This is a genomic window from Thalassotalea ponticola (genome assembly GCF_041379045.1).
Lineage (GTDB): Bacteria > Pseudomonadota > Gammaproteobacteria > Enterobacterales > Alteromonadaceae > Thalassotalea_A > Thalassotalea_A ponticola.
Genome location: NZ_CP166871.1, coordinates 580,259 through 604,377 on the forward strand (window position 1 = coordinate 580,259; position 24,119 = coordinate 604,377).

Genomic DNA, 24,119 nt, shown 5'->3' on the forward strand with positions numbered 1-24,119 from the left:
AAGATACCCTTGTTTTTCTGTTTTCTGTTTATTTTTTAGTTGTCATTTATTAACCAATTTGATAATTTAGCGCCAAAAGATTTGTAGCAATTTGTACGGTCAAATTCGCAAATGTGACAACGCAGTTCCACAGGGAAGTGATAATAAAATGAACGTGACTTTTTATCGTCAACTAGTGTCGAAGCTAGTTCTTAGTGTGTTATTAATATTTACCGTCTGCGCTCAAGCAAATGCGGTTAACGTGTCGGTTAGTTTTGATCGAGGTGTTATCGGTGAATACAGTAATAACGCTCACGCGCCAATCAATATCCTAACCTTTGATACCGTAGGTATAGAAGAAGCTATTCTCTCTCAAGAAACGGCAACGGGACAGTTCGGCGGTACTCAGGGTAATGATGTTGCAATGCAAATTACCTTTAAATATACCGATGGGCGCGTCGTCACCTTTGATACGGCTCTTAACTGGCGTAATGCGGCTGGTAGTGTTTTGCATGGTTTTGGTTTTATTGTCGATGTACCAAAAGAGGACGGTTCTGGTTATAGCGTAACGCCAGGTAGTTCTAATCAAATTACTTACATGCTGCAACCGAATTACAGTACGCAAAACTTTGTTGATCAAGCGGCAAAATTACAAGGTGGTAATGCGGCGAATTCACAGACGTTTGATGCATTAAATGACTACCTCAATAGCCAGCTCACTGCTAATACGACAATTTCAGCTAACCCTTCAAGTATTGTAGCCGATGGGCTTTCAACCTCAGACATCACCGTTCAATTATATGATATTAGTGGCAACGCAGTTGCTATTAGTGGACAACTGGTTGAACTAAGTACCGACAAAGGCACGCTAAGTACAATCACTGACAATGGCAATGGCTCATACAGTGCGGTGTTAACGTCGTCGCAAACACCTGATGTAGCAACGATCAGCGGTTTAGTAAATTCTAATGCCATCAAGCAAAATGCCTTTGTTTCTTTTTATAACGATACAGCGAGTAACCTTGCACCTCAAGCATCGGTTGTAGAGCTTGATGGCCAAGAAGATATTGCACTTAGCGGTAGTTTAACGGGTTATGTAAGTGATGCAGATGCTGATACGATAACGTATTATTTAGTTGATAGCAGTGGCGCTAAGGTTGATCGTTTAAATCAAACTGGTGGCTTGATTTCACTAAACTCAACGACAGGTGAATTCACCTTCACTCCTGCGCCCAACTTTAATGGCACAATATCATTTCCCTATATCGCGAACGATGGTCTGATAGACTCAAATGAGTCAAAAATTAATATTCAAGTTATAGCTGTTAATGACGCCCCGGTTGCAAAAGGTCAGTCGATAACGACAGCAAAAGATACCGCCGTTGTGATTGACTTGGTCGCTTATGACAACGACTTAGGCGATCTATTGGTGTATAGCATCGTAAACGAGCCAGATCCGGCAAAAGGTTCTGTTGTGTTAAGTGACGGTGTTGTTACTTATACGCCGATGAATGGTTTTACTGGACAAGATAACTTCACTTTCAAAGTAAACGACGGCAATGATGACTCAAATGTCGCTAGTGTTTCTATCGTTGTTGGTAGTGTTCCTGTAGCCCAATATCAGACAGTTGTTACTCAAGTTAATACGGATATCGATTTCACGCTGAACGCAACCGATGCGGATGGTAGCCAGTTAACATACGAAATAGTATCGCAGCCTGCTAACGGCAATGTAACACTTGCAGATTCGACACTTGCCAATGTGACGTACAGCCCTAAACAAAATGATACTGGCAACTATAGTTTTGTTTATAGAGTATATAAAAACGTTTCCAATAACGAAGTACTTTATTCAAATGAAGCAGTGGTGACGCTCCTTGTTGTCGAAGAAGTTTCTGCATTGAACTCGTCGGTTACCGCATTGCCCAAAACTGTCACCGCAGATGGTACAACAACTTCAACCATTACTGTTTCTTTAAGAAATTCAAACAATCAAAAAGTTAGCAATCAAGCGGTTACCTTAACAACTAACTTGGGCTCGCTAGCTGACGAAACAATCATTACCAATAGCCAAGGTGAAGCATCGACAACAATTACGTCGTCGTTTATCGGGACCGCTACTGTTAACGCTGTTGTTGGTGTGACAAATATTGGTAGTGATACGGTTAATTTTACCGCCGGCGCTGTCGACGAATTAAAGTCATCGGTTACAGCAGCACCGTCTCAAATTAAAGCAGATGGCACATCTACATCGACGGTAACCATCGCGGTTAAAGATGCTAATAACAATGTTATTGCCGACAAAAGTGTTAGTTTATCGACCGACTTGGGTACACTAGCTAATACCACGGTTATCACTGATGCCAATGGTGTGGCGACAACAACGATTACTTCAACGGTCGTTGGTACGGCGACTATTTCTGCAATAGCAGATTCAATCAATATCGGTAGTGATACGGTTGAGTTTATTGCTAATGATGTTACCCCGTCGAATAACGCGCCAGTTGCATCAGCGGCAAGCTTCGCTACTAACGAAGACGAGGCTCTAGTAGTTATTGCTCTCGACGGCCTTGAGAATTTTGTTACGGATGAGGATGCTAATGAAGTACTAACTTACCACTTATTGGATAATTTAGGTGACAAGGTTGCAACACTAACCGATGGCGATGGTAACACCATTACTTTAACAGCAGTGACGGGTGCCATTAATTTTACACCTAAAGCCGACTTTTATGGTGAGGTGACGTTCCCTTATATTGCTAATGATGGTGAAACGGATTCGAATCAATCGACTATCAAAATTACAGTCAATTCTGTGAATGATGTGCCGAGCATTACAAATGCAATGGGTTCGGTTAACGAAGATGATGCGGATATCTTGACCGATACGGGTACGATTGTGATAACTGGTGGAGACGCCGGTGAAGCACAATTCCAAGCTGAAACAATTTCTGGCACATACGGCTCGCTTAGCATAAACGCTGATGGTTCATGGTCGTATTCAGCGGACAACGCACAAGATGCAATTCAAGCGCTGACATCAGGTCAAAGCTTAACGGATGTGTTCACGGTGACGTCTGCCGATGGCGTGACCACAGGCACTGTGACGATCACGATTAACGGTGCAGATGATGCGCCGAGCATCACCAATGCAACGGGCTCGGTAACTGAAGATGCAGCGCCTACCTTAACCACATCTGGTAGCATCGCGATCTCTGGTGGTGATGATGGTGAAGCACAATTTAAAGCTGAAACAATTGCTGGCACATACGGTTCGCTTAGCATAAACGCTGATGGTTCATGGTCGTATTCAGCGGACAACGCACAAGATGCAATTCAAGCGCTGACATCAGGTCAAAGCTTAACGGATGCGTTCGAAGTAACGTCTGCCGATGGTGTGACCGCAGGTACTGTCACGATCACGATTAACGGTGCAGATGATGCACCGAGCATCACCAATGCAACGGGCTCTGTAACCGAAGATGCAGCGCCTACCTTAACCACATCGGGTAGCATCGCGATCTCTGGTGGTGATGAAGGTGAAGCACAATTCAACGCTGAAACAATTGCTGGCACATACGGCTCACTTAGCATAAGTGCTGATGGCTCATGGTCGTATTCAGCGGACAACGCACAAGATGCAATCCAAGCGCTGACATCAGGTCAAAGCTTAACGGATGTGTTCACAGTGACGTCTGCCGATGGTGTGACTAAAGGCACTGTGACGATCACGATTAACGGTGCAGATGATGCGCCGAGCATCACCAATGCAACGGGCTCGGTAACTGAAGATGCAGCGCCTACCTTAACCACATCGGGTAGCATCGCGATCTCTGGTGGTGATGAAGGTGAAGCACAATTTAAAGCTGAAACAATTGCTGGCACATACGGCTCGCTTAGTATAAACGCTGATGGCTCATGGTCGTATTCAGCGGACAACGCACAAGATGCAATTCAAGCGCTGACATCAGGTCAAAGCTTAACGGATGTGTTCACGGTGATGTCTACCGATGGCGTGACCACAGGCACTGTGACGATCACGATTAACGGTGCAGATGATGCGCCGAGCATCACCAATGCAACGGGCTCGGTAACTGAAGATGCAGCGCCTACTTTAACCACATCGGGTAGCATCGCGATCTCTGGTGGTGATGAAGGTGAAGCACAATTTAAAGCTGAAACAATTGCTGGCACATACGGCTCACTTAGCATAAACGCTGATGGTTCATGGTCGTATTCAGCGGACAACGCACAAGATGCAATCCAAGCACTGACATCAGGTCAAAGCTTAACGGATGTGTTCACGGTGACGTCTGCCGATGGCGTGACCACAGGCACTGTGACGATCACGATTAACGGTGCAGATGATGCGCCGAGCATCACCAATGCAACGGGCTCGGTAACTGAAGATGCAGCGCCTACCTTAACCACATCGGGTAGCATCGCGATCTCTGGTGGTGATGAAGGTGAAGCACAATTTAAAGCTGAAACAATTTCTGGCACATACGGCTCACTTAGAATTAACACAGATGGTTCATGGTCGTATTCAGCGGACAACGCACAAGATGCAATCCAAGCGCTGACATCAGGTCAAAGCTTAACGGATGTGTTCACGGTGACGTCTGCCGATGGGGTGACCACAGGTACTGTCACGATCACGATTAACGGTGCAGACGATGCGCCGAGCATCACCAATGCAACGGGCTCGGTAACTGAAGATGCAGCGCCTACTTTAACCACATCGGGTAGTATCGCGATCTCTGGTGGTGATGATGGTGAAGCACAATTTAAAGCTGAAACAATTTCTGGCACATACGGCTCACTTAGAATTAACACAGATGGTTCATGGTCGTATTCAGCGGACAACGCACAAGATGCAATCCAAGCGCTGACATCAGGTCAAAGCTTAACGGATGTGTTCGAAGTAACTTCTGCTGATGGCGTGACTACAGGTACTGTGACGATCACGATTAACGGTGCAGATGATGCGCCGAGCATCACCAATGCAACTGGGTCGGTAACTGAAGATGCAGCGCCTACCTTAACCACATCGGGTAGCATCGCGATCTCTGGTGGTGATGAAGGTGAAGCACAATTTAAAGCTGAAACAATTGCTGGCACATACGGCTCACTTAGCATAAGCGCTGATGGTTCATGGTCGTATTCAGCGGACAACGCACAAGATGCAATCCAAGCACTGACATCAGGTCAAAGCTTAACGGATGTGTTCACGGTGACGTCTGCCGATGGCGTGACCACAGGCACTGTGACGATCACGATTAACGGTGCAGATGATGCGCCGAGCATCACCAATGCAACGGGCTCGGTAACTGAAGATGCAGCGCCTACTTTAACCACATCGGGTAGTATCGCGATCTCTGGTGGTGATGATGGTGAAGCACAATTTAAAGCTGAAACAATTTCTGGCACATACGGCTCACTTAGAATTAACACAGATGGTTCATGGTCGTATTCAGCGGACAACGCACAAGATGCAATCCAAGCGCTGACATCAGGTCAAAGCTTAACGGATGTGTTCACGGTGACGTCTGCCGATGGTGTGACTACAGGTACTGTGACGATCACGATTAACGGTGCAGATGATGCGCCGAGCATCACCAATGCAACTGGGTCGGTAACTGAAGATGCAGCGCCTACCTTAACCACATCGGGTAGCATCGCGATCTCTGGTGGTGATGAAGGTGAAGCACAATTTAAAGCTGAAACAATTGCTGGCACATACGGCTCGCTTAGCATAAACGCTGATGGCTCATGGTCGTATTCAGCGGACAACGCACAAGATGCAATCCAAGCGCTGACATCAGGTCAAAGCTTAACGGATGTGTTCACAGTGACGTCTGCCGATGGTGTGACCACAGGCACTGTGACGATCACGATTAACGGTGCAGATGATGCGCCGAGCATCACCAATGCAACGGGCTCGGTAACTGAAGATGCAGCGCCAACTTTAACCACATCGGGTAGCATCGCGATCTCTGGTGGTGATGAAGGTGAAGCACAATTTAAAGCTGAAACATTAACTGGCTCGTACGGTTCGCTTAGCATAAACGCTGATGGTTCATGGTCGTATTCAGCGGACAACGCACAAGATGCAATTCAAGCGCTGACATCAGGTCAAAGCTTAACGGATGTGTTCACGGTGACGTCTGCCGATGGCGTGACCACAGGCACTGTGACGATCACGATTAACGGTGCAGATGATGCGCCGAGCATCACCAATGCAACGGGGTCAGTTACTGAAGATGCAGCGCCTACCTTAACCACATCGGGTAGTATTGCGATCTCTGGTGGTGATGATGGTGAAGCACAATTTAAAGCTGAAACAATTGCTGGCTCGTACGGTTCGCTTAGCATAAACGCTGATGGCTCATGGTCGTATTCAGCGGACAACGCACAAGATGCAATCCAAGCGCTGACATCAGGTCAAAGCTTAACGGATGTGTTCACGGTGACGTCTACCGATGGCGTGACCACAGGCACTGTGACGATCACGATTAACGGTGTGAATGATGCACCTATTGCGGATGACAAACCGAATATCACCGTTCAAGAAAATACGACATCTGACATCACGCTAAGCGGCTTTGATACCGAAGACGGTGCGGACGTGACGTTTGAAATCGTGAGTCAGCCAGTTAATGGTTCGGTAGTGTTAGACGGTTCTGTAGCCACGTATACACCGAACAAAGGCCACACGGGGGCAGACAGCTTTACGTATAAGGCGAAAGATAGCCAAGGTCTGTTATCTGACCAGGTAGCCACTGTATCGATCAATGTGAATGACATTGTTCCTTCAGCGGATAAATCAACCATCGTCGTATCCAAAGAGTCGATCACAGCCGATGGTAAATCAACGTCGACAGTGACCGTGCAGCTAGTTGATGCCAATGGCAATAAACTAACGACCGGTGGCGATAAGGTTACTCTAGTGACGGACAACGGAACCTTGAGTAACGTTATTGACAATGGCGATGGCACGTATACGGCAACGTTAACGTCATCAACTGAGGTAGGCACAGCAACGATTACTGCGACCATCAACGGTGCAGCGATGACAACCAAACCAGAAGTGGCATTTGTTATCGGCGCAGCATCGGCGGATAAATCAACCATCGTCGTATCCAAAGAGTCGATCACAGCCGATGGTAAATCAACGTCGACAGTTACTGTTCAACTAGTTGATGCCAATGGCAATAAACTAACGACCGGCGGCGATAAGGTAATCCTAACTACAGACAAGGGCACCTTGAGTAATGTTATCGACAATGGCGATGGCACGTATACGGCAACGTTAACCTCATCAACTGAGGTAGGCACCGCAACGATTACTGCGACCATCAACGGTGCAGCGATGACAACCAAACCAGAAGTGGCATTTGTTATCGGCGCAGCATCGGCGGATAAATCAACCATCGTCGTATCCAAAGAGTCGATCACAGCCGATGGTAAATCAACGTCGACAGTGACCGTGCAGCTAGTTGATGCTAATGGCAATAAACTAACGACCGGCGGCGATAAGGTAATCCTAACTACCGACAAGGGCGCCTTGAGTAACGTTATCGACAATGGTGATGGCACGTATACCGCAACGTTAACCTCATCAACTGAGGTAGGCACAGCAACGATTACTGCGACCATCAACGGTGCAGCGATGACAACCAAACCAGAAGTGGCATTTGTTGTCGGCTCGGCATCGGCGGATAAATCAACCATTGCTGTATCCAAAGAGTCGATCACAGCCGATGGTAAATCAACGTCGACAGTTACTGTGCAGCTAGTTGATGCCAATGGCAATAAACTAACGACCGGCGGCGATAAGGTAATCCTAACTACCGACAATGGCACCTTGAGTAATGTTATCGACAATGGCGATGGCACGTATACCGCAACGTTAACGTCATCAACTGAAGTGGGTACAGCAACGATTACTGCGACCATCAACGGTGCAGCGATGACAACCAAGCCAGAAGTGGCGTTTGTTGTCGGCGCAGCATCGGCGGATAAATCAACCATCGTCGTATCCAAAGAGTCGATCACTGCCGATGGTAAATCAACGTCGACAGTGACCGTGCAGCTAGTTGATGCCAATGGAAATAAACTAACGACCGGCGGCGATAAGGTAATCCTAACTACCGACAAGGGCGCCTTGAGTAACGTTATCGACAATGGCGATGGCACGTATACCGCAACGTTAACGTCATCAACTGAGGTAGGCACCGCAACGATTACTGCGACCATCAACGGTGCAGCGATGACAACCAAACCAGAAGTGGCATTTGTTATCGGCGCAGCATCGGCGGATAAATCAACCATCGTCGTATCCAAAGAGTCGATCACAGCCGATGGTAAATCAACGTCGACAGTGACCGTGCAGCTAGTTGATGCTAATGGCAATAAACTGACTGGCGGTGGCGATAAGGTTACTCTGGTGACTGACAATGGCACATTGAGTAACGTTATCGACAATGGCGATGGCACGTATACGGCAACGTTAACCTCATCAACTGAGGTAGGCACAGCAACGATTACTGCGACCATCAACGGTGCAGCGATGACAACCAAACCAGAAGTGGCATTTGTTGTCGGCGCAGCATCGGCGGATAAATCAACCATCGTCGTATCCAAAGAGTCGATCACAGCCGATGGTAAATCAACGTCGACAGTGACCGTGCAGCTAGTTGATGCCAATGGCAATAAACTGATTGGCGGTGGCGATAAGGTTACTCTAGTGACTGACAATGGCACATTGAGTAACGTTATCGACAATGGCGATGGCACGTATACGGCAACGTTAACGTCATCAACTGAGGTAGGCACCGCAACGATTACTGCGACCATCAACGGTGCAGCGATGACAACCAAGCCAGAAGTGGCGTTTGTTGTCGGCTCGGCATCGGCTGAGAAATCAACCATTGCGGTATCGGTAGCTGAAATCGATGCCGATGGGACATCAACATCTATCATTACTGTTCAACTAGTTGATGCCAATGGCAACAAACTAACGACCGGTGGCGATAAGGTAACTTTAGTAACAGACAACGGAACCTTGAGTAACGTTATCGACAATGGCGACGGTACCTATACCGCAACATTGACTTCGAGTACCGATGCCGGCACGGCAAATATTAGCGGTACAGTTAATTCGAATGCTATTGCTAACAAAGCGATTGTCGAGTTTATTGCTCTGCCAAATAATGCGCCAGAAGCAAATAGCCAACGTGTTGAAACACTTGAAGATGAAGCCGTTGAAATCACATTAACCGCATCAGATTTAGACGATGCTGATACCTTAACCTACAGCGTTGTTGCACAACCGCAAAATGGTACGTTAACAGGCTCAGCAGAATTGCTAACGTATACGCCTGACGCTGATTTTAATGGTAGCGATTCTTTTACCTTTAAAGCGAATGATGGTGAAGACGACTCAAATATCGCAACCGTTACCATAGACATTACACCGGTCAATGACGCGCCGGTAGCAATGGATGACTATATCGAGGTATTACAACGCAGTAGTGAGAATGTGATTGATGTTCTAGGTAATGATAGCGATGCCGATGGAGATACTTTGTCTGTCTTAACCGCTAAAACCGACAACGGCACGGTGACGGTGCTTAGCGATGGCACCTTGAGTTACACTCCTAATGCATCGTTCTATGGTGAAGATATCATTACCTACGAAATCTCAGATGGCCAAGAAGATGGCACTGATATGGGGTTTGTTTATGTTAGTGTGATTGAAGTTGAAAATCTTCCACCAGTCGCTGTCGATGATGAATTCACTCTTACGTCAAGCGAGTCTATTGCCTTAGACGTGTTAGCAAACGATTCAGATCCTGAAAACGATCAATTGGAATTGGTTGCCGCATCAACGGCTAATGGGCAAGTAGAAATATTAGACGGTGAGCTTTGGTTTACTCCGAGCGAAGAACACGCGGGTGTTTACTTTCTTGAGTACAGCATCAAAGATAGCGAAAACAATACCGCAAAAGCGCAAGTGGAGGTTTATCTAGAGAGCAGTGACGGCCCGTTTATAACCACACCAGATGACTTGTGTGGCGCTAACATGGTGTACAGTGATGCACTGTATACACGCGTTGATCTCGGTATTGCAACGGCTGTTGACCGCTTTGGCAACGAATTACCCGTATCGTTGATTGACGGTACCGCCTTGTATCCAGCGGGTGTCAATAAAGCCTACTGGCAAGCAACAGATGCTGACGGTAATACGAGTACTGAAGTACAACGTGTTTGCGTTATGCCACTTGTTTCGATTCAAAAAGATCAAACCGTGCTAGAGGGCGAATCAGCGACAGTAAGTGTTCACTTAAATGGTCCTTCACCGGAATATCCATTGGTGATCGATTACACCGTTAGCGGTGAAGCAACAGCAGATGATCACAACTTAGTTAGCGGGCAAGTGGTGTTTGAGCAAGGAACCACGGCTCACATACCTGTAGACACGTTTGTCAATGACGCGGTAAATGACAACCGAGATGTAATTATCACCTTGGCTGGCGAAGCGAATTTGGGAGCGAAATACGTCCACACGTTAACTCTGACTGATGGTAATATCGCACCAGAAATTCGTATCAGTGTTGAGCAACAAGGAGACAAACGCCTAACCGTTGCGCAATCAGGTGGGGTAGTAACATTGCGCAGCGAACTACACGATCCAAATGTACTTGATATCCATCAGTATACTTGGACGGCGCAAAGTGAGCTGTTGAACAACTTGTCTACTGACGATACTCAATACCAGTTCGATGCGGCTGATTTACCTGTGGGTGTTTATGAAATCGCACTTGAGGTTATCGACAATGGTTTACCTAACTTAGCCGATATAGAGACTGTATACATTGAAGTCGTTACCTCACTTGAATCATTTGATGATTTAAACAAAGACAGCGATGGCGATTTGATCCCAGACTATCTCGAAGGCTATAAAGACTCCGACGGTGATGGTACGCCAGATTACTTAGATCGCATTGCCGAATGTAACGTGTTGCAAGAAGAGGCCGAGGTGCACAATGCGTATCTAATTGAAGGCCAGCCAGGTGTGTGTTTGCGCAAAGGTAAGTATACCTTTGGTGGCGAAGCTGGTGGCGCGATGATTACCGATAATGACTTTGTTGCCAATCAATATGTCAAGCTAGAGGAAGATAGCGAAGCGATTAATATTGGCGGTATCTTTGATTACATAGCCTACGGCCTGCCTGAGCAAGGTATGCAGTTTGCCATTGCGATTCCACAGCGTAAGCCGGTACCGAAAGATGCCGTATACCGCAAGTATCGCGAAGATACAGGCTGGGGCTTCTTTATCGAAGACAGTCGCAACAGCTTATGGTCAGCTCAAGGCGAACCTGGTTATTGTCCTCCGCCGAATGCGGCGCCAGATTCAACTGTCTGGACTCCAGGTCTGACAGAAGGCCACTGGTGTGTTCAACAAATTATCGAAGATGGCGGTGTAAATGATGATGATGATATAAGCAATGGCATTATTGTCGACCCAGGCGGGGTAAGTATTATGATCAACAATAATACCCTACCAGTGGCCAATGATGATCAACTGACCATGAGTATCAATACGCAAGCGACCATTGATGCGGTTGCCAATGACAGTGATGCTGATGGGGATCTACTGTATATCACGACCATTGACGCAAGCATTGGCGAGGTGATGTTGGTTGATAATCAGATTATTTATACGCCACCGCAAAACTTGGTTGGTAATGTGACCATTCATTACGGTATTAGCGATGATAATGGTGGTACAGACCTAGCGGTTGTTGAGATCGAAATTATTGATAATCAGGCACCTAAGGTCATTGCAGAGAAATCAAGTGACGTTGAACAAAGCGGTACAATTGAAGAAAACTTACTGGACGGTGTGGTCGATCCTGACGGTGATGAGCTGCGCTTAATCGACGTTGATCACCCAGACGTCACATTTAGTGAAGATGGCACGGTTATCTTTACTCCAGAAGAAGGCTTCTCCGGTCAGGTTGTTATCAATTATGTTATTGTTGACGAATACGGCAACCGCACCGAAGGTCAGTGGACGGTCAATGTGATTGCAGTTAGTAAAGTAGAGTCGGTAACGACGGGAGGCGGTAGCTTATTCTGGTTACTGTTACTCAATATCGTTGCCTTGTCATCTCGGTTTACTGTGCAATTGAAGCGCAAAGGATAAGTCATGCTTTTCAACTCTAAAAATAAAATCATGGCAGCAACACTAATGTGTGTTGCTGCTACAGGGGCAGCTACTGCACAGACGTTTCATTGCAGTGATGCTGACAATACAAAGCAGTGCGAAAGGCCAATTGGTTGGTATGTTGGCGCTGAGTTTAACTACAATCACACAGACCTGAGCTCGTCAGATGTCGAACGATACTATGATGTTAACGGTATTACCGCAGACGCGCTCAGCTTTGATAAATCTGATTTTGGCTATAAAGCCTTTGCTGGTTATAAGTTTGACTCCTTGTGGTCGCTAGAAGGCGGTTATCTTGATTTAGGTGATCGTCAATTGCGGTTTAAAGGTGAGTACACTGATCAACAGGTATTTTATGATACCGCAGAAGATATCTATCCTGAATCGGGCAAAGGTTTGTTTGCCGCTTTAATGGCTTCCTATTCGTTGACCGAAAATATTGACGTCGCAGCAAAGCTGGGAATTTTTGATTGGCAAGGAAAGTTCTCGACCTCTGAATTTAGCACTCAGGTTGGTAGCAGTGAGATATCTGGTACGGATATTTTTTACGGTGCTGAAGTCAATTATCAGCTGGACCAAGAGTGGCAGTTATATGTGGCTGTCAGTAATTTCCACTTAAATCGCGATACCAATCAGCAACTGGCTGTGGGGGTTCGCTATTTCTTCGGTGTTGACGATGAGGCGCCTGTGCTGACACCACCGCCTGTTATCGAACCAATTAAAGATAGCGATCAAGACGGTGTCTTTGATCCCGACGATCAATGCCCTGGCAGCGATATTCGCTATGTGGTTGACAGTGTGGGTTGTACTGTAATGGAAGAGCGAAGAGAACAGTTTAAACTGGTGATTCTCTATGCCAATGACAGTGCGTTGATCGATCAGTCATATCACCCACGCATTAAAGCATTAGCCGAATTTATCGAAACTTATAACGTACAAAAACTAGCGGTTTATGGTCATACATCTGAACCTGGTAGTCGCTCATATAACCAAGCCTTGTCAGAACGTCGAGCTCAGTCAGTCGCCGAAGCCTTGCATCAACAGTTTGGCATTGATAAGAGCGTTATAAAGCCAATCGGCCTAGGTGAAGACGATCTCGTTGACCTTGGTGATACTGAAGAGTCGCATGCGCGAAATAGACGTATAGAGTTAACAATAAATGAAATGCTGGTGCTGCCAGTAGAAAAGTAACAATTAGCATATCGTCAGCATAGACTAGTCGATAGTGATAATTGAACACAGAAGAGCTATTTGAGTATCAAGTAGCTCTTTTGTTTTATGTTGCTCATGGTTATCTTAGCGCGGTGTTTTGTAGATGCTAAGGGATAACTAGTCGTCATGGTGACGTACAATAAAGTGAGTTGTAGTCAGCCTTTGTGGTGTTTGAGTGGCGTTTCAAATATTCTTTATTAGCATTGTAAAAACGCTTTTCCTGACAAATATTCGATGCTAAACTGAGCTTCTTCAGTTGAATTTGAATGCGATTTCAAATCACAGATAGATAACGCGGTATCGCAAGCGTAACTCGTTTTCAAACCTCAACGGCGAGTTATTTAATGTTCAAATATAAATAGTAACAGGACTTTTCACATGGCCAGTCGTGGTGTAAATAAAGTAATAATTGTTGGTAACTTAGGACAGGATCCTGAGGTGCGTTTTTTCCCAAATGGTGGCGCTGTTTGTAATGCAACAGTTGCGACATCAGAAAGCTGGAAAGATAAGCAAACAGGTGAGCAAAAAGAGCTTACTGAATGGCACCGTATTGTGTTTAATGGTCGCCTAGCAGAAATTGCAGGTGAGTACTTGAAAAAAGGCTCAAAAGTTTATATTGAAGGCAGCTTACGCACTCGTAAATGGCAGAACCAACAAGGTCAGGATCAATACACTACTGAAATTCGTGCTAACGAGATGCAAATGCTCGATTCGCGTAATGCCGCAGGTGCTGGTGCAGGTTTTGCACCACAGCAATCTCAAGGTGGCTTTAATCAGCAGCAAGGTGGCTTCAATCAGCAGTCAGCCAGCAAGCCAGCGATGCAACAAGGTGGTTATCAACAAGGTGGTCAGTCGAATCAAGGCAACTTTGGCGGCGGCGGATACCAACAGGGTGGTCAAGCTAACCAAGGCGGTTTTGGTGGACAACAGCAAAACAGTCAACAAAATCAGCAAGCAAAAGTGAATCCACAAGAACCATCAATGGATTTTGATGACGATATCCCATTTTAAAATATAACAAATTTAGATTTTGTTGATTTTTATATTAAAGACCTGTTTTAACAGGTCTTTTTTTATATTTGTCGAAAAAAATTGTCAGTTTTAAATGTGAATGATTTACGTAATTAATAACCCCATAAACCGTCGATGATTGCGGTGGTGAACAAAGATAAAACACAAAAATAAATTATTTTCTTTTTTATTAATAGGTTATTGGCTTTTTTGGCTTGGAAAGTATAACTGCATTGGTTAAAGTGTGTACAGGTGTGTTAGATACCTAAACTCAAATATTGCGCCATTAACTTGAAAGCTTCAATGAAGGTTAATGGCATCAGCGCGTACTTAAGGACACATTATGGATATCGAACAGAATAACACGGAAAACCTTGAGCCAACCTTTACCAAATCAAATTTTAGCTTTCACGGCAACGCCGTCGAGTTTTTTGGTATTTGGATAGTCAATGTTTTACTAACCATTGTCACTCTAGGCATTTATTCAGCTTGGGCTAAAGTCAGAACCAATCGCTATATTCATGGCAACACCGAAGTCGATGGCCATCGCTTTGATTATTTGGCAACACCTTGGCAAATTTTAAAAGGTCGTTTGATTGCCGTTGCTATTTTTGCTTTATATTGGATTGTTTCAACAGTGTCGCCCGTTGGCGGCGTGCTTCTAGGTTTAGGTTTTTTATTTCTTACGCCATTTTTGATTTGCTCGAGTATGCGCTTTAAGATGCGTATGAGCAGTTATCGAAATGTGCGCTTTGACTTTACTGGCCGTTATGGACAAGCGGCAATTAACTTTATCCTGCTGCCAGTGCTATCGGTATTTACCTTGTATTTGTTATTGCCTTGGGCGTTTAAGCGGATTGACCAATTTATTGTGAGTAATACTAAGTACGGTAACAAGCAATTTGATACTAACTTATCTACCGGCACTTATTATGAAGCATCATTACTTACCCTGTTTATCGCTTTAGGTGTAGGTATTGTTTTCTTTGTTGCATTAGCTATGTTCGGACTTAATCCAGAGATGATGGCAGACCAAGCCGCTCTATCTGGTGTTATGACTTTTGTTATTTTTGCCGTTTACATTATTTTCTTTACCTTTATTCAGGCTTTTTATAAAGCAATGATTCGCAACCATATCTTTGCATCGAGCAAAATTGACGGGGTAGCTAAATTTGATTCGCACTTTACTTTCTCAAGTTTAGCGTTTCTTCAACTAACCAACTTGTTAGCATTAATCTTTACTTTTGGCTTGGCTTATCCTTGGACACGGATTCGCAGTATACGATACAACGTAAATCGCACAGATATTTATCTCGATAAGCGTCGTCAACTGGTATTCGATGATCTTGAACAAAGTCCGTCGGCAACCACAGATGAAATAGCGAATGTCTTTGATGTAGATGTAGCCTTAACGTAAGTCATAATATGCAAATATTTGCTAACTTTTACCAAGCTGGCAGTGATAGCTGCCAGTTGGTCACTTTGTACCTTCAACCTCAGGGTATTGTCATTCATAGCCCTGCATTCGATGGAGCACGGTTATACACTTATGCTGAGTTCAATCTATCAGCAAAATTGGCTAACTTGCCTACTCAGATCGTCATTCCTGACCTCGGCACCATTGAATTTCGAAATGAAGCTGAATTTGAACAACGCCTTCGCTCCTATCACCATCCTAATAAGCCTTGGCTACATTGGTTTGAACGCTCACCTAGTTTTTGGTTGGTCTGTGTGTTGATGGTGCCGTTATTATTTTACGCTTATGTAGAACACCTAGTACCAGCAGTGGCTAAATCACTAGTGTCGGTACTACCTTATTCCGTATCGCAACATGTGGAAGATCAGACCTTGCAAATCATGCAAGAACATTTTGTTACTGACTCCAATTTAACCACAGAGCAGAAAACGCAATTGTTGCATCAGTTCGAGCAGTTACTTGCAAAGTTACAGCTGTCACACGACAAGTATCGTCTGTTATTTAACAAATCAGACTTATATGGTGCTAACGCTTTCGCTTTACCAGGAGGTGCCGTAGTAATTACCGATGATCTTTATCAAATGTTTGTCGACAATCCTGAAGTAATAAATGCGATTTTTTTACATGAAATTGCTCATGTGGAATATCAACATGGCCTGCAAGGCATAGCCGAAACAATAACTACCAGCTTAATGCTTAATTATTTTTTGGGTGATTTACAGGGCATGGCAGAGCTTTTATCTGCAAGCTCGATAACCTTATTACAAAATAATTTTTCTCGAACGCTAGAAAGTGAAGCCGATGACTATGCGTTAGCTAAAATGGCGGAGTTAGGTTTATCGGTAGAAGACTTTATTGTGGTCATGACTGAACTCGAGCAAGCAGCAGGGGCAGAGCCTGACATGCTGAAATATTTTAGTACCCATCCGCATTTTAAAGAGCGGATTGAAAAAGCTAAAAAAGCGATTGATCGTCAATAATAACAGCGCATGTTAACAAAGGGAGCTCTAGCTCGTAGTTTGTCGTCGTTCGAGTATACGACACGTCGATTGAGTAGCACATCACTCCATAATAGGCTGAGTGATGTGCTACTCAACTGTATCGTTTAACAGGCACTAAAACCTATACCCAAAGCTAATCCCCACCACTGGCACGCCACCAATGTCATAGTTAAGTTGATTTTTATCGAGATCCGGAATGTGTTGATACCTTAACTCTGCTGATAGATAAGCATTCGCACTAAAATCATAATCTAGGCCAACACGAGCAAACCCAATCGTTACATTTTGTTCAACCGTGTTTTCAGAATCAATAAAATATTCAGCTTGGCTATAACCCACTCCAAAACCCGCAAAGTATGTTAACTTACCATCACTTTTGAAATTATATCGATATCCCAATAGATACGTGATCAAATCAGCGTCAGCTTCAAACCCGTACTTTTGTGAGTCTAAGCCATTAACTTGAAGCTCAGCTTCTAACGAGTGGCGTTCTGACAAAGAATAGCCAAGCGTTAATCCCATTGTTTGCTCACCATCAAAGTCGCCTGGAGAAGAGAAATATAGTGCATCAAGTTCGGCATACACCTTACCAGTGTTCGACACTTCGGCCATGGCTTGTGAGGTAGAGAGAGTGAGAGCTAAAATTGCATATTTATACATAAGTTAAACCTTAATTTTATGGTTAGAGTAATAGATAAAGTAAACTTGCTTTATCGGTTTTAATAAGGTTTACGTTGTTACTGACTCGATTGATTGTTCAAAATTGGTTTAATGTACCAGCGGGACTCGTATTGAACCAACGGGACAGGTCTTTAAATTAAAGGGCTACAGATAAATGAATGAGCGGGACTATTTAATTGAATTTTTCGTTTTCGTTAACTGATATTCGAACAAGAAACTACTTTCTTATAGCGTCTTCTTGCCTAGGATTTGTTATTGCTTGGCTGTTGAGAGACAACTATCAACAACCATTTTTGTTGACAGTTCTAATATGGCAATTGCAAACAGTCGGGGTGATATTTACCGTGCTTATCGTCCATGTTTTATTGCAAGCTCGTCTGTTAGACCAATTCAGAAATAGTTGGGTTAAGCTGCTTATATCTGCTTTAATTGGCAGTGCAGTCTACTCTCCTGTGGGGCTAGCCATCGATATATACCTTGCGGGTGAAACCATACCTAAGGACGTTACCACTGAATTATTTGATGAATTCATGGGCTACGCACCGCCCACAGCTTTAATTTGGATGGCTTTGAATACACCGTGGTTATTAGGCTATAAACTTTACAAGTCAACTGACGCGGTTACTGATGTAGGCGAAAGTAGACGGGAAAAACAAAAACCAAGCATTGAGCCTGTTACTGTTCGTACCGAGCCTAAAGCAAACGCTCTTTTTGAACTTATGCCGGCCAGTATTGGCAACGACATTATATATATTGAAGCAGAGCTCCATTATTTAAAAGTCGTTACCGTACTCGGTGAGTGCATGGTGTTGTTTAGCCTACGAGAAGCAAGTACCTTGTTACCGAGTGATACAGGGTTCATGTGTCACCGTTCGTACTGGGTCAGTAAAGCCCACATCAGAAAATTTCGGCAAATGGGGCGATTAGGCAAAGTCACCATGTCAAATGATACAGAAGTACCAGTAAGCAAAAGGAAGTTAAGTGACTTTAAGAGCTGGGCAAAAGGAGAATACTGGCTGTCTTAGTTGTAAAACCAGGTCGCAACCGACGAATTGACGTCGACTTGAACAAGCGGATGCGCTTAAGAACAGCATGCTGGTTACCTTAATAAGTAACATTAGCGTAGAGCACTCCTAGAGCCAGTCATCGACAACCACAACAAGCCTCAGTTGAAATCCAACCGGGGGCGTTATGCACTATATAATGGTGATCACCGAATCTATGTCTAAACGCGATTTAGGAAGCGTGGCATTATAATCTTCGGTTGGGTGGTGATAACCGATTGCCAACGCCACGTTGCAAACATAACCGTCGAGTTCGTCAGCAAACACTTCACCAATTAACGCGCTGTCGATGCCTTCCATCGTCGTTGAATCAATCTTTAATCTAGCCAAGGTGTGTAAGCAATTCCCCAGTGCAATGTAGGTTTGTGCTTTGGTCCACTCAGAGTTAAAACCGTGGCTGTCGGTGTTTAGTTCTACAAATGCAAAGGCTGCAAATGCTGCGTCGCGGTCAGTTTTTGCGGTGCGACCATCAGCAATACCTTTGTCGATAACTTTGGCAAAGTCATCGCGACTGTATTTGGGATTGTGTGCAAATAAAATGATATGTGAGGCTGCCATGATATGAGGTTGGTTGAACTGAAACATATTGGCAAACGTTGAGTCCATGCGTTGTTTCGCAGCATCACTTTCAATCACAATAAACTTCCAAGGCTGGGAGTTTATCGATGATGCGGATAAACGCAAGGCTTCGTATATGATGTCGAGTTTATCGTGACTTATGCGTTTACTGCTATCGTAACGCTTTGCTGTATAGCGCTGTTGAAGGTCGGTAATAATAGGGTGATTCATATGCCTTTAACCTCGAATAATAAGTCGTAACTCTCGGTTAACTATAGCCTCAGTTTGTCAAACAAGAAGGCTTTATCACAATGAATTAGCAAAAGGATAGCTTTAAATTGGGCTAAGAGTGCTTTGATACGCGCAAGATTATTACAGATTTATACCTTAGTAGGCAAAGCCGCGTGTGCATTGCGGACATGAGGTTTAATACTTGTTATTTAACAAACGCCGTGACATCGAATGGATTGGCTAATCGTCTTGCGCACGGCACCATCATACAAACAGTATCAATACAACGTTATAGTCGTGTTCTTAATTCTAATAGCTCAGGAAAGAAACTGATATCGAGTGCTTTTTTCAAGAATCCGACACCTGAGGAACCACCGGTTCCTTGTTTATTGCCAATGATGCGTTGAACCGTATACATGTGTTTGAATCGCCAGTTTTGAAAGGCATCTTCAATATCCATTAGCTTTTCCGCCAGTTCGTATAGCTCAAAGTATTCTTCACTGTGATGATAGACACCTAGCCACGCCTCCAACACGGATTCATTGGCTTTATAGGGTTGGTTAAAGTCGCGCTCTAAGCATTGTTGGTCAATATTGAAACCCGCAGTAGCTAAAGCTTTAATGGCGTGGTCGTATAAACTTGGCTCTGCACATATCTGGCTGAGCTCTTGATAAGCTTGCTCGTTACTTTTATGGACTTTAAGCATATCGATATTCTTATTGCCCAGTAAAAACTCAAGCTTGCGATAACCGTATGATTGGAACCCCGATGAGCGACCAAGCGCATCGCGAAACTTTAAGTAATCGACCGGTGTTAGTGTGGATAGCACGCCCCATGATTGGGTTAACTGAACAAAGATTTGTTTTACCCGGGCGATTACTTTAAACGCTTGGCCAAAATCTCCATTATTCAAACTGTTTATCGCGCTTGATATTTCATAACCAGCGAGCTTTATCCATAATTCGCTGGCCTGATGAATGGTAATAAATAGCATTTCATCATGTTCATTGGTTAACGGCTTTTGCGCATTGAGAACCTGCTCTAAACACAAGTAGTCCGCATAAGACATATCAGTGCTAAAGTCGCTATGAATACCCTCTTCGAGATCGCGTTTATTGTTATTATGGTAAGGGCAAGGCATTATTCTATCTCCAGTTTTGCCACTGCTAATTGATGTAGTTTTTCATAAACATGAGGTTCTTGCCAGCATTGTTCGATATTCTCGATTTGCATGATCTGATCCATGATTTGCTGTTGTATGTCACCAACTCGCAAGGCCTCACTGTACGGTATGTGTGGCGAGAAGGTGACCATAGAGTACAAGGGGGTCCAAAGTTCAGGATGGCGTTGGTTAAAGGCCGCTTCAATTTTTTTACGCAGTAAAAATGTGGCATCAGCTGATAACTCACTCATTTCGTAAAAATTTCTTTTGGCAAGCTCAATGATGGCATCACCATTGGCTTTACGGGCGTGTTGGTAAGCGGGCAAAATTTGTTGCCAATCTCCGTTGTATTGATGTTCTAACTGATTGAGTATGCGACAATCTTCGAATCCGCAGTTCATGCCTTGTCCATAAAACGGAACCATGGCATGGGCGGCATCACCAATTAATGCCACGGTATTATTAAACACCCAAGGGAAAATGTGTACCAGACACAAACTAGACGGGCGTTTGGCTAAAAATTGCTGAACCGGATCTTCGAGTAAATCCATCGCATCGGCAAAGTTCTCGTTAAAAAATGCGCTGACTTTTTCTTCGTTATCGAGCGATTCAAAACTCAATTCACCTTGATGGTCAAGGAACAACGTACAAGTAAAAGAACCATCTGGATTGGGTAGGGCGATCAGCATAAACTTGCCGCGAGGCCAGATGTGCAGGGCGTGTTTTTCCATTCTATGACGCCCGTCTTCACTGGCGTTAATGGTAAACTCCATATAGCTGGTTGGCATATATTCGAGTGAATAGCTAATCCGTTTACCGGGTAACTCTTGCGCTAAACGACGAACTTTAGAAAATGCGCCGTCAGCACCAAACAGCAATTCACTTTGATAGTGTTTTGGCTGCTGTTGATGGCGATACGTACTGTGCATTGTATCAAAATCAACGTCGCTCAGGTGGTGTTCAAAGTGTATTGACACATTGTCTTGTTGCTCGGCAATATCGAGTAATTGTTGGTTGATACCGGCACGGGAGACAGACCAAATCGCTTGATTTTCTTTACCGTAAGGAAACTCGGTTAAGTTGCCCTGCTTGTCGTGCATAATGCGACAATACATGGCGATAGCTTGCTCGCGCACCTGTTCGTCTATACCTACCGATTGCAGCGCCAGCCAACCTCGATCGGACAAGGCTAGGTTAATCGACTTGCCTTGATAAATATTGGTTTGTCGCGAGTCGGGGCGTGACTCAAATAGATCAATTGGGTAACCTTTTCGCGCCAACATCACGGCTAATAAACTACCGACAGGGCCGGCGCCGGCTATCGCAATCCGAGGTTTATCCATTTTAGCCATGATAGTTACCCTCGTTCTCTTGCCACGACAGTAAAAGCTCTTTAAGTACTTGACCAAATTGGTAAATATCAGAAAAGCTATTGTAAAGTGGCGTTGGTGATAAACGAATCACATCGGGCTCGCGAAAATCACAAATAACGCCTTGGTTGGTTAACGCATCAAAAAAGGTCTTATCGGTCCCCACTAATTTTACCGACAGCTGACAACCTCGCTTATTAATATCCGTCGGTGTGATGATTTCAAGCGCCACAGTGTCAAATTGGCTAACGATATCGTTAAAAACAAATTCTAAGTAACTGGTGAGTTTTAAACTCTTATTGCGCAGCGCCGGCATACCGACTTGGTCAAACATATCTAAGGAAGCTTTTAGTATTGCCATACCCATAACTGGCGCGTTGCTCAATTGCCAGCCTTCGGCTCCTTGCATCGGTTGAAAGCTTGGCTCCATCAAAAAGCGTCGTTGTTTGTCGTGTCCCCACCAACCGCCAAACCGATTTATCGAAGTGTTGTTGCCGTGTCTTTCATGCACAAACAACGCAGCGGTATTACCAGGGCTGGCATTTAAATATTTATAGGTGCACCAGGCGGCGAAGTCGACTTGCCAGTCGTGTAAGTGCAACTCAATATTGCCAGCAGCGTGTGCTAAATCGAAACCGGCATAGGCTCCCACTTGATGTGCAGCATGAGTAATTTTCTGCATATCAAAGACTTGCCCAGTAAAGTAGTTCACCCCACCAAAAAAGACCAACGCGACTTCGTCACCGTGTTGTTTTATGGTGTCAATAATGTCTTGCTCTTCGATCAAATGCTTACCTTTGCGTGGCGCCACTTCAATGATGGCCGTATCGGGATCAAAGCCGTGATGGCGTACCTGTGTTTCTAATAGATACCGATCGGAGGGAAACATTTTCGCTTCAGCGATTATTTTAAAACGCTGTGCAGTCGGTTGATAGAACGACACAAAGAGCAGGTGGAGGTTATTGGTTAACGAGCCCATGCATACAACTTCAGACTCGTTTGCGCCGACGATATGTGCCGATTGCGGTGTTAGTAGTTCATGGTAACTAACCCATGGATTTTTTGCGTGAAAGTGACCTTCAACACCCCATTTAGCCCATTGGTCAAGCTCTTCGTTGACATACTCTTTCGCCGCCTTTGGCGCTAGGCCGAGGGAGTTTCCGGTAAAATACAGAACCGGTTTGTCATTAATTTGAGGCTGGTGAAATTGATCCCGATAACTGGCTAAGGGGTCGTTAGCATCCATGTTTTGCGCGTATTGTGCGCTGTTTTCAAAGTTCATATCGAAACCGGTGTAAAAGCCACAGCTACCCAGCGTTTCAACCTCGACACTCACATGCGTCCCGGGTTGCAACGCCACCGCAGCCGTCGCTGCGCCGGCCAAAATAATTTGTCCAGGCTTTAGCTCTTCACCGAATTCGCCAATACAGCGAGCAGCTTCAATAAGAGAGTTTAACGGGTGATCTAAGATCGCGCGGCTGTCACCGCTTTCGCACACTTTGCCATCAATCAATAAATCCATTTGCAATTGACTTATGTCGGTCTTGGCATCGCGCCATTGGCCAATGATAAAACCACTACTTGAGCAATTGTCGGCAATGACATCCGCCAGCGAAAATTTAAAATTGCGATAGCGAGAATCAATAATTTCAATTGCTGGGGCGATAGCTTCAATTGCATCGAGGGCCTGTTGCTTGGTTACCACCCCTGATAATGGCGCCTTTAACTTGAATGCGATTTCGGGCTCTGCGCGAGGGTGAACGTATTCGTTGAGAGTAATACACTGACCTTGCTCAACGATCATCGCATCAGTTAATCGGCCAAAAATCAGATCATCAACCCCCATTTGCTCCATTTTAGCGCGTGAGGTAAAACCCATTTTATACCCCACTAATTGCTCGCCTCGGGCAAGGCGTTGTTCAATACTCAACGCCTGTACGCGATAGGCATCGGTTAATGACAGAGGAGTCTGAGCAGACAGTTGCTCAATGCTGTCGGCGTTGAGTGCCGCGTTATCTAATTTAATTGCTAATTCATGTAACATAATAAAATACTTATCGTTAGGGGCTGTAGAACTTTGCTATGTGTTTTTACAGCGATTTTGTGAGCTTTCGTGCAATCTATCACTTCGATTAAAT

General features: G+C 44.7%; 11 protein-coding genes. 6 read left to right on the top strand and 5 right to left on the bottom strand.

Annotation, left to right across the window (positions count from 1 at the left end; all coding sequences use genetic code 11):
- The first annotated feature begins 148 nt into the window (after positions 1-148).
- From ACAY30_RS02620 to ACAY30_RS02640, 5 genes are all read left to right on the top strand, one after another.
- Entirely contained in the window at positions 149-12,193 is a 12,045-nt protein-coding gene (locus ACAY30_RS02620) for a VCBS domain-containing protein (protein WP_371190048.1), read from the top strand.
- A gap of 3 nt (positions 12,194-12,196) precedes the next feature.
- Positions 12,197-13,405 (top strand): OmpA family protein, encoded by a 1,209-nt coding sequence (locus ACAY30_RS02625; protein ID WP_290252174.1) that lies wholly within the window; start codon positions 12,197-12,199, stop codon positions 13,403-13,405.
- Between the two features lie 399 nt (positions 13,406-13,804).
- The gene (gene ssb / locus ACAY30_RS02630) at positions 13,805-14,437 is read left to right on the top strand and encodes a single-stranded DNA-binding protein (RefSeq protein ID WP_290252175.1); all 633 of its coding nucleotides are present in this window, start codon (positions 13,805-13,807) and stop codon (positions 14,435-14,437) included.
- 343 nt (positions 14,438-14,780) lie between these two features.
- Entirely contained in the window at positions 14,781-15,854 is a 1,074-nt protein-coding gene (locus ACAY30_RS02635; protein WP_290252176.1) for a YjgN family protein, read from the top strand.
- An 8-nt stretch (positions 15,855-15,862) separates the two neighbouring features.
- Complete coding sequence (locus ACAY30_RS02640) at positions 15,863-16,894, top strand: M48 family metallopeptidase (RefSeq protein ID WP_290252177.1); 1,032 nt, start codon at positions 15,863-15,865, stop codon at positions 16,892-16,894.
- A gap of 135 nt (positions 16,895-17,029) precedes the next feature.
- Here ACAY30_RS02640 and ACAY30_RS02645 read toward each other — a convergent pair whose 3' ends face one another.
- Positions 17,030-17,575, bottom strand: coding sequence for an outer membrane beta-barrel protein (locus ACAY30_RS02645; RefSeq protein WP_290252178.1), 546 nt, complete (start codon positions 17,573-17,575; stop codon positions 17,030-17,032).
- Between the two features lie 317 nt (positions 17,576-17,892).
- Between ACAY30_RS02645 and ACAY30_RS02650 the strand changes: the two genes are divergently transcribed.
- Positions 17,893-18,621 carry a LytTR family DNA-binding domain-containing protein gene (locus ACAY30_RS02650; protein WP_290252179.1) on the top strand — a complete coding sequence of 243 codons (729 nt, stop codon included), beginning with the start codon at positions 17,893-17,895 and terminating at the stop codon, positions 18,619-18,621.
- Between the two features lie 171 nt (positions 18,622-18,792).
- Here the strand turns inward: ACAY30_RS02650 and ACAY30_RS02655 are convergent, their stop codons facing one another.
- The 4 genes from ACAY30_RS02655 to kynU all read right to left on the bottom strand — a co-directional run bounded on the left by ACAY30_RS02655 (position 18,793) and on the right by kynU (position 24,025).
- Positions 18,793-19,449, bottom strand: a complete 657-nt coding sequence (locus ACAY30_RS02655; RefSeq protein WP_290252180.1) for an NAD(P)H-dependent oxidoreductase — start codon at positions 19,447-19,449, stop codon at positions 18,793-18,795.
- Positions 19,450-19,738: 289 nt separating this feature from the next.
- Complete coding sequence (locus ACAY30_RS02660) at positions 19,739-20,590, bottom strand: tryptophan 2,3-dioxygenase (protein WP_290252181.1); 852 nt, start codon at positions 20,588-20,590, stop codon at positions 19,739-19,741.
- Positions 20,590-21,963, bottom strand: a complete 1,374-nt coding sequence (locus tag ACAY30_RS02665) for an NAD(P)/FAD-dependent oxidoreductase (RefSeq protein WP_290252182.1) — start codon at positions 21,961-21,963, stop codon at positions 20,590-20,592. Before ACAY30_RS02665 ends, ACAY30_RS02660 begins: the two co-directional genes overlap by 1 nt.
- Entirely contained in the window at positions 21,956-24,025 is a 2,070-nt protein-coding gene (kynU, locus tag ACAY30_RS02670; protein ID WP_290252183.1) for a kynureninase, read from the bottom strand. The genes ACAY30_RS02665 and kynU overlap by 8 nt, the downstream gene beginning before the upstream one ends.
- Positions 24,026-24,119 lie beyond the last annotated feature (94 nt).

Coding starts and splice junctions, on each gene's coding strand:
- ACAY30_RS02620 (WP_371190048.1), top strand. CDS start 149: ATGAACGTGACTTTTTATCGTCAACTAGTGTCGAAGCTAGTTCTTAGT.
- ACAY30_RS02625 (WP_290252174.1), top strand. CDS start 12,197: ATGCTTTTCAACTCTAAAAATAAAATCATGGCAGCAACACTAATGTGT.
- ssb (WP_290252175.1), top strand. CDS start 13,805: ATGGCCAGTCGTGGTGTAAATAAAGTAATAATTGTTGGTAACTTAGGA.
- ACAY30_RS02635 (WP_290252176.1), top strand. CDS start 14,781: ATGGATATCGAACAGAATAACACGGAAAACCTTGAGCCAACCTTTACC.
- ACAY30_RS02640 (WP_290252177.1), top strand. CDS start 15,863: ATGCAAATATTTGCTAACTTTTACCAAGCTGGCAGTGATAGCTGCCAG.
- ACAY30_RS02645 (WP_290252178.1), bottom strand. CDS start 17,575: ATGTATAAATATGCAATTTTAGCTCTCACTCTCTCTACCTCACAAGCC.
- ACAY30_RS02655 (WP_290252180.1), bottom strand. CDS start 19,449: ATGAATCACCCTATTATTACCGACCTTCAACAGCGCTATACAGCAAAG.
- ACAY30_RS02660 (WP_290252181.1), bottom strand. CDS start 20,590: ATGCCTTGCCCTTACCATAATAACAATAAACGCGATCTCGAAGAGGGT.
- ACAY30_RS02665 (WP_290252182.1), bottom strand. CDS start 21,963: ATGGCTAAAATGGATAAACCTCGGATTGCGATAGCCGGCGCCGGCCCT.
- kynU (WP_290252183.1), bottom strand. CDS start 24,025: ATGTTACATGAATTAGCAATTAAATTAGATAACGCGGCACTCAACGCC.